Here is a 10,726-nt window from a genome sequence, read left to right as displayed (position 1 = left end):
GGCGCTCAGCCCGTGACGGCCGCGCGCACGCGGCCCAGCAGGGCGTCCGCCCGCGCGACGAGACGGTCCGTCCGGTCGACGTCGGCGCGCACGATGCCCTCCAGGCCCTCGTCGCGGAGGGGGCCCAGGTTGGTCTCGAGGGTCACCGCGGCGGCGGTGAGGCCGCCCCGGACGCAGCCGAGCGCCGCACCGACGTCGGAGAGCACGTTCGGGTTCGCCGCGTCCAGCACACGCTCGGCCAGGTCCAGTGCACGCTCGGCGGCGTCGACGATCCCGCGGGGTGGCCGGACGGCCTCGGCCAGGGCGGCCTGGATCGCGGCCGAGCGCCGGGACCGGGCCTCCGGGGTGTCGCGGGGCAGCCCGAACGCCTCGGCCACGGCGCCGAAGCCCCGCTCGTCGCCGTCGGCGAGGCCGAGGCACGCCGCGATCAGGCCCTCCGATGCCCGGGCGTCCTCCTCGGCCGCGCTGAACCGGGCCGCCATGGCCAGCAGTCCGGCGCCCTCGGCGATCGCCAGCGCGCCCGTTGCGCCGCCGCCCGGGGTGGGCTCGCCGGAGGCGAGGCGGCGCAGGTATCCCTCGATGCTCTCGTCGCGGATCATGCCCCCACGGTGCCAGACCGGACCCGACCGCGGCCCGCCCTCAGGCGCGCTCCCAGGAGGCGACCGGCCCCGGGACGATCGTGAACAGCGGGTGCACGTCGGGAACGGGCGTGTCCGACCACCGTTCGAGCCAGGCGGGGCTGCGCGCGGCCAGCTTGGCGCACAGGTGACGCCACTCCAGGTCGCGCTGGCCCGTGGTGGCCGGGATCGGTGCGAGACCGGCGGGCGGGATGCACACCGCGCCGTCGGGGGCGGGGCACGGCCGGTCGATCCGGGAGTGGTCGAAGCGATAGCCGCGCGCCGTGGCCTCGGCCTCGAGGCCGGAGAGGAACGCGCCGACGGCGCCGGACGGGTCCGGGTGCTCCCGGAACCTCAGCAGCTGCGGGTGGTCCCGATACCCGCGCGTGCGGCCGGCCAGGACGGCCTGCGCGAGCAGGGCCTCGCGCCAGGCGCCCGTCAGGCCCTGACGGTCGAGGTGGCGGGGGTGAAGGGTCCACAGGCGCATGCCCCCATCCTGCCAGCGTGGGGCAACCCGGGGACGTGGGGCTGAAACGTGGCCCGCGCGTGGGGCAGGATGGGTGGACGCGGACGGAGCACACCGACCCGCGTCGACGCACGAGGAGGCCACCATGTCCCAGGAGCAGATCCGCCCACGCCCGTCCGGCGGCGACGACGAGACCGACGCCGCGGCGGGCCAGGCGCACGTGAAGCCCGCGGCCCAGGACCAGGGCCTGGACAGCCTGCTGGACGAGATCGACTCGGTGCTGGAGTCCAACGCCGAGGAGTTCGTCAAGGGCTTCGTCCAGAAGGGCGGCCAGTGACCGACGCGGACCGCGCCCGCCGGATCTTCGGCCTGGAGACGGAGTACGGCGTCCAGCACTGGAACCCGCAGGGGCGCCCGCTCAGCCCCGAAGAGGTCGTCCGCTACCTCTTCCGGCCCGTGGTCGAGTGGGGGAGGTCCTCGAACGTGTTCGTGGCCAACGGCTCCCGGCTCTATCTCGACGTCGGGTCCCACCCCGAGTACGCGACCGCCGAGTGCTCGACGCTCGACGAGCTCATCGCCTCGGACGGGGCGGGGGACCTGCTGCTGCACGACCTCGTGGTCCAGGCCGAGGAGCGCATGGCCGCGGACGGGGTCGGCGGCCGGATCCACCTCTACCGCAACAACGCCGACTCCTCGGGCAGTTCCTACGGCTCCCACGAGAACTACCTGCTGCGCCGGCGCACCGAGTACCGGCGGCTCACCGAGGCGCTCGTCCCGTTCCTCGTCTCCCGGCAGATCCTCGTGGGCGCGGGCCGCGTCGTGCCCGCCGGCACGTGGCCCGAGGGCGAGGGCCCGGCCCACTTCGCGTTCTCCCAGCGCGCCGACTTCGTGCAGGACGGCGTGTCCTCCTCCACCACGCGGTCCCGGCCGATCATCAACACGCGGGACGAGCCGCACGCGGACGCCTCCGAGTACCGGCGCCTCCACGTGATCGTGGGGGACACGAACCTCTCCGAGCACACCCACCTGCTGCGCTTCGGCGCCACCGACCTGCTGCTGCGGATGATCGAGGCGGGCTTCCCGCTCGGGGACCGCGTCGTCGCCCACCCCACCCGTGCGGTGCGGCAGATCTCCCACGACCTCACCGGCACGGCCCGCATCGCGCTCCGGGAGGGGGAGGCCTCCGCCCTCGAGCTGCAGGAGCACTACCTCGAGCGGGCCCGCGCCTTCGTCGCCGCGGAGGGTGCCCACCACGACCGGGTGGGGGAGGTCCTCACCCTGTGGGGCGAGGTGCTCGACGCCGTCCGCACCGGTGACCGGTCCCGCATCGAGGACCGCATCGACTGGGCGATCAAGCTGCGCCTGCTGGAGGACTACCGGGCCCGCCACGACCTGGGCTGGGACGCGCCCCGCCTCGCCCAGCTGGACCTGGCCTTCCACGACATCGACCCCGACCGGGGGCTGTTCCGCATGCTGCTGCGACGCGGCGCCGTCGCGCGCCTGCTGCCCGAGGACGCCGCCCGGTCCGCCGTGGAGACCGCCCCGCCCACCACCCGGGCCCGCGTGCGCGCGGACTTCGTGGCCCGCGCCCGGGAGCGCGGCCTGGACTACGCCGTCGACTGGACGACCCTGAAGCTCACCGACCATCCGCTGCACGCGATCGTGACGAAGGACCCGTTCGACACGTCGTCGGCCGCCGTCGACCGGCTGTTCGAGCGGATCGCCTGACAGCGCGCGTCCAGGACGCGCCGTTAGGGTGACCCGCATGAGTTCGTTCGAGACCCCCCAGCCCCCGACGGCCCGCCGCCGTCGCCGCCTGCTGCCGCTGCTGTCCCTCGGCGCCGCGGGCCTGATGCTGGCCACCGCCTGCGCCACCGGCGACGACGGCGCGGACCAGCCCCACAGCGACGCCGCGTCGGCCTCCACGTCGGCCGCCCCCGAGCGGGCGGCCGTCGGCGAGGGCCAGGGGGAGCCGGACGCCCTGACGGGTGTCACCTTCACGGAGGGCGACGGCGGGGCGCCGACGGTCGAGATCGACGGGGAGATCGACACCGACCAGCCCACCACGCGGGTGCTGACCGCCGGCGAGGGGGAGCAGGTGCAGGAGGGCGACGTCCTGAAGATGTCGATCGCCGTCGTCGATCCGGCCAGCGGCGAGGTGGTCGCCGAGAACTTCAGCGGCGAACCGGAGGCCGTGCCCGTGGACGACCAGCTCAAGTCCATGAACCCGGAGATCCACGAGATGCTGGTGGGCAGCGGTGCCGGCACGATCGTCGCCGCGTACAGCCCCCAGTACGACGTCTCCGTCCCGCAGACCGAGAGCGCGTCGCCGAGTGCCTCCCCCTCCACCCAGACGCAGCCCGCCCAGCTGTTCGTCTACAAGATCGACGCCATCCTGCCGAAGCAGGCCGAGGGCGAAGAGGTGACCGAGCGGGACGAGCGCCTGCCCGACGTCACCGTGGACGAGGAGAGCGGCCGGCCGAGCATCGCGAAGCCCGACGGCGAGGCGCCCCAGGAGCTGGTGGTCCAGCCCCTGATCGAGGGCGAGGGCCGCGAGGTCGGCGCGGACGACACCGTGACCGTGCAGTATGAGGGCGTGACGTGGTCCGACGGTGAGGTCTTCGACTCGTCCTGGGAGACGGGTCAGGCCATCACGTTCTCCCTCAACCAGGTCATCGAGGGCTGGAAGGAGGGTCTGGCCGGCCAGAAGGTGGGCTCGCGCGTCCTCCTGTCGATCCCGGCCGAGAAGGCCTACGGTGAGCAGGGCAGCCCGCCGGACATCGGCGAGAACGAGCCCCTGCTGTTCGTGGTGGACATCCTGGACGCCCAGGCGTCCGCCACCCCGTCGGCGAACTGACCCCGTCCACGAGAACCCAAGAGGAGAGCACCGTGTCCTTCGGACAGCGCGACTACGACCGCACCAAGCCCGAGATCGACTTCCCGGGCGAGACCCCGCCCACCGAGCTCGTGGTGGAGGACCTGATCGAGGGCTCCGGCCCGGCCGTCGAGGCCGGCTCCCGCGTGCAGGTCCACTACGTGGGCGTGGCCTGGTCCACCGGCGAGGAGTTCGACGCCTCGTGGAACCGCGGCACCCCGCTGCCCCTGACCGTCGGCGTCGGCCAGGTCATCGCCGGCTGGGACCAGGGCCTGCTCGGCATGAAGGTCGGCGGCCGCCGCCGCCTCGAGATCCCGCCGCACCTGGGCTACGGCGCCCGCGGCGCCGGCTCCGCGATCGGGCCGAACGAGACGCTCATCTTCGTCTGCGACCTCGTCTCGGTCGACTGACCCCGGGCCCCGTGACCCCACCCGCCCCGCGGCGCGCCGGCGACGAGGCCGCCGAGCGCATCATCTCGCTGCTGTGGCTGCTGCTCTCGGCACCGCACGGTCTCGAGCGTGACCGGATCCGACGGCAGGTCGTCGGCTATGAGGGGCTCACGGACGCCGCCTTCGAGAAGCTCTTCCAGCGGGACCGCCGCGTGCTGCGCGCCGTGGGGGTCCCGCTGGAGACGCTCGAACCCGCGGGCTTCGACGAGGGCGAGGCGGGGGTGCGGCACCGCGTCGTCCGCGATGCGCTGCTGCTGCGCGACCTCGACCTGACCGTGGACGAGCGCCGCGCCCTCGTGCGGGCGCGGCGCCTGTGGGGCGACTCGCCGCTGCGCGCCGACGTCGTCCGCGCCGTGGGCCTGCTGTTCCAGCCGGCCACCGACCTCACGGGCGATGACGAGCTGGCCGGGTACCACACCCTCATGCCCCGGGCCGACCCCCGGCTCGAGGCCCTCACCCAGGCCGTGGCCGACGAGGCCGTGCTGCGCTTCCCCTACCGCGACGCGCGGGGGCGGGCCACCCGGCGCACCGTGCGGGCCTGGTTCCTCACCCTCGTGCGCGGCCGCTGGTACCTCACCGGCTGGGACCTCGACCGCGGCGCCGAGCGCAGCTTCCGGCTCACCCGGATGGAGGGGGAGCCGCGCCGCGTCGAGCGGGCGACGGACGCCCCCGGCCGTCCCGAGGACCACGACCACGCCGGCCTCGTGGCGCGCCTGGCCGGGCAGGCCGACGCCGAGCGGGTCCGGGTGTGGCTCGCGCCCGGCCGGGGTCAGGGCGTCCGCGCGGTCGGTGAGCCGGCCGAGCCCCGCGTCGAGGACGGCGCCGCACCGGGACCCGACTGGGAGCTCTGGGAGGCCCCCGCCGGGCCGCGCGAGGACGGCCTCGCCGCGGAGATCGGCGGCCTGCTGGGCCGGGCCGTGCCCTCGGCCGCGCACCCGGACCTGACCGACCGCGTCCGCGCGGGCCTGGCCGCCGCGGCGGAGACCCACGCCGGTCCCGCCGACCCGGCCCTGCTCGAGGTGGCGCTCGCCGCGCCCGTCCGGCGCCGCGCCCGCGACTCGAGCGAGGACCTCGTGGGCCGCCTGCTGGACATCGTGGGGCTGGCCAACCGGGCCGGTGGGGTGGACCGGGCGGAGCTGCGCGCGCGTCTCGGGGTCACCGACGAGCGCCTCGACGCCGACCTCGAGACGCTGCGCTACTGCGGCATGCCCGAGCGCGACTTCCCCGGCTTCCAGTTCGAGGTGGCGGAGGTGGCCGGCCGCGTCCACGTGGAGCGCGCCGCCGACCTGGCCGGTCCCGTGCGGCTGACGCGCCCCGAGGCGCACAGCCTCGTCGCCGCCCTGCAGACGGTCGCGGACCTGCCGGTGTTGGACGAGGCCGACCGCGAGGCCGCCCGCTCCGCCCAGCGCCGGATCCGCGCCGCCGTCCTGGACGCGGGGGCCCCGGACGCGGACGACGCGGACGACGCCGCCCTCCGGGAGGCCGAGGCGCACACCGCCGGCGAGCCCCCGGTCGCCGTCGCCGCCCACTGGGACGTGGCCGTGGACCCCGCGACGGTGCGCACCCTGCTGGCCGCCGTGGCGGAGCGGGCCGTCGTGCACCTGACCTACCGCTCCGTGCATGCCGACGCCCTCACCGAGCGGGACGTGGAGCCGCTGGCCCTGGTACAGGACGGGGCGCGTCTCTACCTGCAGGCGTGGTGCCGTCGCGCCGAGGACCACCGGGTGTTCCGGGTGGACCGGATCAGCGCGCCCGCACCCACGGGGGAGACGTTCGCCGCCCGGGCAAGGCCCGCGCGCTGGCGGGTCCATCCCGACGACGCCGCGGGGGTGCCCGTGCTGCTGCGCTGGGCCCATCCCGTCCGCGACGCGGCCGCCGGCTACCGCCCGGACGCCCAGGCCGATCTGCCCGACGGCGACCGGCTCACCCGGGTGCATCTGACCGACGCCGGCGTGGCCGCCGCGCTGGTCGGACGCCACGGCGGAGCCGTCCAGGTGCTGGCCCCCGCCGACCTCCGGGCGTCCGTGGCGGACGCGCTGGGCGATGCCCTCGCGGCCCTGCCGGCGCGGTAGCCTGGACCCCGGAACCCCATCGAAAGGACCCTTCATCATGGCTGGACTCCAGGGCTGGCAGCTCGTCATCATCATCCTGCTCGCGATCCTGCTCTTCGCGGCGCCGAAGCTGCCCGCGATGGCCCGCAACCTCGGCCAGTCCATGCGCATCTTCTCCTCCGAGGTGAAGCAGATGCGCACCGAGGGCAAGGGCACCACGGACGAGCGCTCCGGCGCCGGCTCCACCGCCGCGGACGAGCCGGTCGAGGGCCGCGTCGTCGAGCGTGACGAGACCGACCCGCGCGACCCGCGCTGAGCCGGAAGGACCCCCACCCGATGACCGAGGTCGACGAGGTCGCCCGCCGCACCCGGCGCCGCCGGAAGCGGCGGGACAACCCCACCGGCGAGATGCCGCTGCGCGAGCACCTCACGGAGCTGCGCAACCGACTGCTGAAGTCGGGACTCGCCGTCGCGGTCGGCATGGTGGTCGGCTTCCTCGTCTACCAGCCGGTCATGGCGGAGCTGTTCCGCCCGGTCAAGGAGATCGCCAGCCAGGGGCACACGGCGGCCGTCGCCTATGACACGGTGGCCTCGCCGTTCGACCTCATGCTCAAGGTCAGCATGTTCATCGGGCTCATCCTGTCCAGCCCGGTCTGGCTCTACCAGATCTGGGCGTTCATCGTGCCGGGTCTGAAGAAGGCCGAGAAGAAGTACGCCCTGGGCTTCATCGCCGCGGCCGTGCCCCTGTTCATCTTCGGCATCGCGCTGGGGTGGCTCGTGATGCCGCAGGCCGTCCAGTTCTTCGTGGGCTTCACTCCCGAGGGCGGCGCGAATCTCCCGACGGCGTCGGTGTACATCAGCTTCGTCACGCGTCTCTACCTCGCGTTCGGCGTGGCCATGGTCCTGCCGGTGCTGCTGGTGGGACTGAACATGCTCGGCATCCTGCCGGGCCGCACGATCGTCCACCACTGGCGCATCACCGTCTTCGTGATCATGCTGATCGCCGCGATCGCCGCCCCCGGTGCGGACGCCATCTCCATGTTCTACATGGCGATCCCGCTCGTCGTCCTCTTCGGCGTGGCCATCGTCCTGTGCCTGTGGGGGGACCGTCGTCGTGACCGCCGCTCGGGGCAGCGCGAGGTGGACGTCGAGGCGGAGCTCGCCGAAGGCCCGAAGCCGCTCGATCAGATCTGAGCGGCGCCCGCCGCAGCCCTCCCGCCCGGACGCACGACCACGACGGCGTCCGGACCCGCCAGTAGGGTGGGGCCATGGCCCACCATCCCGCGTCCGCGACCCCGCACGACGAACCCGAGCTGAGCCCGGCGGAGCGCTACGCCCGTGCCCGGGCGGCCCGGCACCATGCCGGCTCCGAGCTCGGCCGGTTCGCCGCACGCGTGGGCTTCCCCCTCGACGACTTCCAGCGCCGCGCGTGCGCCGAGGTCGAGGACGGCCACGGCGTCCTCGTCGCGGCGCCCACCGGTGCCGGCAAGACGGTGGTCGGCGAGTTCGCCGTCCACCTGGCCCTGGCCCGCGGCACGAAGGCGTTCTACACCACCCCCATCAAGGCCCTCAGCAACCAGAAGCACGCGGACCTCGCCCGCGTGCACGGCGCGGAGAACGTCGGCCTGCTCACGGGGGACACCTCCGTCAATCCGGACGCGCCCGTCGTCGTGATGACCACCGAGGTGCTGCGCAACATGCTGTACGCGCAGTCGGACACCCTCATCGACCTCGGCTTCGTCGTCATGGACGAGGTCCACTACCTCGCCGACCGGTTCCGGGGACCGGTGTGGGAGGAGGTCATCATCCACCTGCCCGAGCACGTGCAGCTGATCTCCCTGTCCGCCACGGTGTCCAACGCCGAGGAGTTCGGCGCCTGGCTCGACACGGTCCGGGGCGCCACCACCGTGATCGTCTCGGAACACCGGCCGGTGCCGCTGTGGCAGCACATCATGGCCGGGGGCCGGCTCTACGACCTGTTCGCCGAGGACATCGCCTTCGAGGACGCCGCGGACCGGGACGGGGAGGCCCTGCTCAACCCCGAGCTCAAGCGCCTGGGGGAGGAGGCCGAGCGCCGGTTCCAGCGCGCCGACTGGGGGCGCCCCGGGCGGCAGCAGCACCGCGACGGGCGCGGGGGCGGCACGAAGGGGCGGGCCAGGGGCGGCCGGCACACGGGTCGCGACGGCGGCCGGGGCCGGACCGGCTCGTCCGCACTGGACCGGGAGCGGCCGGTCTCCGGTCGGCCGGGCGGTCACGACGGCGGCCCGCGGCGCGGACCGCGGCTGTCCACGTCGCGTCCGGAGATGATCCGGGTCCTCGACCGCGACGGGCTGCTGCCATGCATCACCTTCATCTTCTCGCGGACCGGCTGCGACGCCGCCGTGGAGCAGTGCCTGCGGGCCGGGCTCGACCTCACCACGGCGCGGGAGAAGGCGCTCGTGGCCGAGCGGGTCGAGGAGGCGGCGCGCCTGCTGCCCGTCGAGGACCTGGAGATCCTCGGGTTCTGGGCGTGGCGGGACGGCCTGTCCCGGGGCTTCGCGGCCCACCACGCCGGCATGCTGCCCCCGTTCAAGGAGGCCGTCGAGGACCTGTTCGCCGCCGGCGCGCTCAAGGCCGTGTTCGCCACGGAGACCCTCGCCCTCGGCATCAACATGCCGGCCCGCTCCGTGGTGATCGAGAAGCTGGTCAAGTTCAACGGCGAGAACCACGTCGACATCACGCCGGGGGAGTACACCCAGCTGACGGGCCGGGCGGGCCGCCGCGGCATCGACGTCGAGGGCCACGCCGTGGTGATGTGGCGTCCCGGGCTGGACCCGGCCGCCGTCGCGGGCCTGGCCTCGCGCCGCACCTACCCGCTGCGCTCCTCGTTCCGGCCCACCTACAACATGTCCGCGAACCTGCTGGCACAGGTCGGGGCGGAGCGGGCACGGGGCATCCTCGAGTCCTCGTTCGCCCAGTTCCAGGCGGACCGCTCCGTGGTGGGGCTGGCCCGCGAGGTCCGCTCGAAGCAGGCCAGCCTCGAGAAGTACGAGGAGGCAATGCAATGTCACCTCGGCGACTTCGCCGAGTACCTCACCCTGCGCAAGGAGCTCGCGGCCGCGGAGAAGTCCGGCTCGCAGGGGCGCCGTCGGGCCCACCTGGCCGCCGTGAAGGACTCGCTCGCGAACCTCGCGGTCGGGGACGTCGTCGAGCTCGACGCCGGCCGCGCGCTCGGCCGGGCCGTCGTCGTGTTCCCCGCCGGCAACCTCCAGAACCCGCGCGTCGGCGTCGTGACGGACAAGGCGCAGCTGCGCCGCATCACGGTGGACGACGTCGCCGGGCCGGTCGAGCCGGTGGCCGGCGCCGCCCTGCCCCAGGTGGTGCAGGTGAAGACGCCCGCGCAGCGCAAGGACGTCGCCGCGCTCATGCGCGAGGCCGTGCGCACGGGCCGCCCGCCCGCCGGAGGCCGCCGCACGGCGGGCTTCCGCCTCCGGGAGGACCCGGCCGCGCCCCGGGTCGAGGAGCTGCGCCGGGCACTGCGCCGCCACCCGTGCCACGGCTGCCAGGACCGCGAGGAGCACGCCCGCTGGGGCGACCGCTGGTGGGCCATGCGGCGGGAGGTCTCCGTCCTGCGGGAGCGCATCGCGGGCCGCACCAACACCATCGCCCGCACGTTCGACCGCGTCGTCGGTCTGCTGCGCGCCTACGGCTACGTCCAGGAGGACGCGTCCTCGCCCCGCGCGGCGCTCACGGAGCGCGGCGAGGCCCTGCGCCGGATCTACGGCGAGCGGGACCTGTTCACCTCGCTGGTGCTGCAGGATCCGGCCACGGACGGCTTGACGCCGGAGGAGTGGGCCGCCGTCGCCGCGCTGCTCGTGTACCAGGGCAGGGGGGAGGCCGAGCCCGGACTGGTCCCGATGCCGACCCCGCGGCTCGCGCGCGTCGCGGAGGCCGCCGAGCGCATCGAGGAGCGCCTGCGCACGGACGAGGCCCAGGCACGGCTCGAGCCCACGCCCCGGACGGACCCCGGGCTGGTGGCGCCCATGCATCGCTGGGTGCGGGGGGCCACCCTGCGCCGCACCCTCGAGGGCGCGGACCTCGCCGCGGGCGACTTCGTCCGCTGGGCGCGGCAGGTCATCGACGTGCTGGACCAGCTGGCCAACGTCCCCGGGGACGCCCGTCGCAGCCGTGCCTGCCGCCGGGCCGCGGACCTCGTCTCCCGCGGCGTCGTGGCCACCTCGCTGCCGGCGGCCTCGGCCCCGCGCGCGGACGAGGACTGACACGGGCTA

10 protein-coding genes are annotated in these 10,726 nt (G+C 74.8%); 8 read left to right on the top strand and 2 right to left on the bottom strand.

Features of this window, described 5'->3' with window-relative positions; all coding sequences use genetic code 11:
- Window positions 1-5: 5 nt before the first annotated feature.
- Both FLM69_RS02400 and FLM69_RS02395 read right to left on the bottom strand, forming a co-directional pair.
- On the bottom strand, window positions 6-599 hold the full coding sequence (locus FLM69_RS02400; protein WP_141842895.1) for a cyclodeaminase/cyclohydrolase family protein: 594 nt from the start codon (window positions 597-599) through the stop codon (window positions 6-8).
- 40 nt (window positions 600-639) lie between these two features.
- A complete protein-coding gene (locus FLM69_RS02395) occupies window positions 640-1,104 on the bottom strand; it encodes a pyrimidine dimer DNA glycosylase/endonuclease V (RefSeq protein ID WP_098092764.1) in 465 nt (154 codons plus the stop codon).
- A gap of 124 nt (window positions 1,105-1,228) precedes the next feature.
- Here FLM69_RS02395 and FLM69_RS02390 point away from each other — a divergent pair, with 124 nt between their 5' ends.
- The 8 genes from FLM69_RS02390 (at window position 1,229) to FLM69_RS02355 (ending at window position 10,717) form a co-directional block, all read left to right on the top strand.
- The gene (locus tag FLM69_RS02390) at window positions 1,229-1,420 is read left to right on the top strand and encodes a ubiquitin-like protein Pup (RefSeq protein ID WP_115164939.1); all 192 of its coding nucleotides are present in this window, start codon (window positions 1,229-1,231) and stop codon (window positions 1,418-1,420) included.
- A complete protein-coding gene (pafA, locus tag FLM69_RS02385) occupies window positions 1,417-2,811 on the top strand; it encodes a Pup--protein ligase (RefSeq protein ID WP_141842893.1) in 1,395 nt (464 codons plus the stop codon). The genes FLM69_RS02390 and pafA overlap by 4 nt, the downstream gene beginning before the upstream one ends.
- A gap of 37 nt (window positions 2,812-2,848) precedes the next feature.
- Window positions 2,849-3,940: an FKBP-type peptidyl-prolyl cis-trans isomerase gene (locus FLM69_RS02380; RefSeq protein WP_141842891.1), complete on the top strand. Its 1,092-nt coding sequence runs from the start codon at window positions 2,849-2,851 to the stop codon at window positions 3,938-3,940.
- Window positions 3,941-3,972: 32 nt separating this feature from the next.
- Window positions 3,973-4,368, top strand: a complete 396-nt coding sequence (locus FLM69_RS02375; protein WP_010078659.1) for an FKBP-type peptidyl-prolyl cis-trans isomerase — start codon at window positions 3,973-3,975, stop codon at window positions 4,366-4,368.
- A gap of 11 nt (window positions 4,369-4,379) precedes the next feature.
- A complete protein-coding gene (locus FLM69_RS02370; RefSeq protein ID WP_141842888.1) occupies window positions 4,380-6,479 on the top strand; it encodes a YafY family protein in 2,100 nt (699 codons plus the stop codon).
- Window positions 6,480-6,516: 37 nt separating this feature from the next.
- Window positions 6,517-6,774 carry a twin-arginine translocase TatA/TatE family subunit gene (locus FLM69_RS02365; RefSeq protein WP_002855080.1) on the top strand — a complete coding sequence of 86 codons (258 nt, stop codon included), beginning with the start codon at window positions 6,517-6,519 and terminating at the stop codon, window positions 6,772-6,774.
- Window positions 6,775-6,794: 20 nt separating this feature from the next.
- The gene (gene tatC, locus FLM69_RS02360) at window positions 6,795-7,652 is read left to right on the top strand and encodes a twin-arginine translocase subunit TatC (RefSeq protein ID WP_020627219.1); all 858 of its coding nucleotides are present in this window, start codon (window positions 6,795-6,797) and stop codon (window positions 7,650-7,652) included.
- A 74-nt stretch (window positions 7,653-7,726) separates the two neighbouring features.
- Window positions 7,727-10,717, top strand: a complete 2,991-nt coding sequence (locus FLM69_RS02355; RefSeq protein WP_141842887.1) for an RNA helicase — start codon at window positions 7,727-7,729, stop codon at window positions 10,715-10,717.
- The last annotated feature ends 9 nt before the right edge of the window (window positions 10,718-10,726 follow it).

This window comes from Micrococcus sp. R8502A1, from assembly GCF_006704135.1.
GTDB classification, from domain to species: domain Bacteria; phylum Actinomycetota; class Actinomycetes; order Actinomycetales; family Micrococcaceae; genus Micrococcus; species Micrococcus luteus.
Note: the sequence above shows the minus strand (reverse complement) of the source record. Positions and strands in the feature narration are given on the sequence as shown.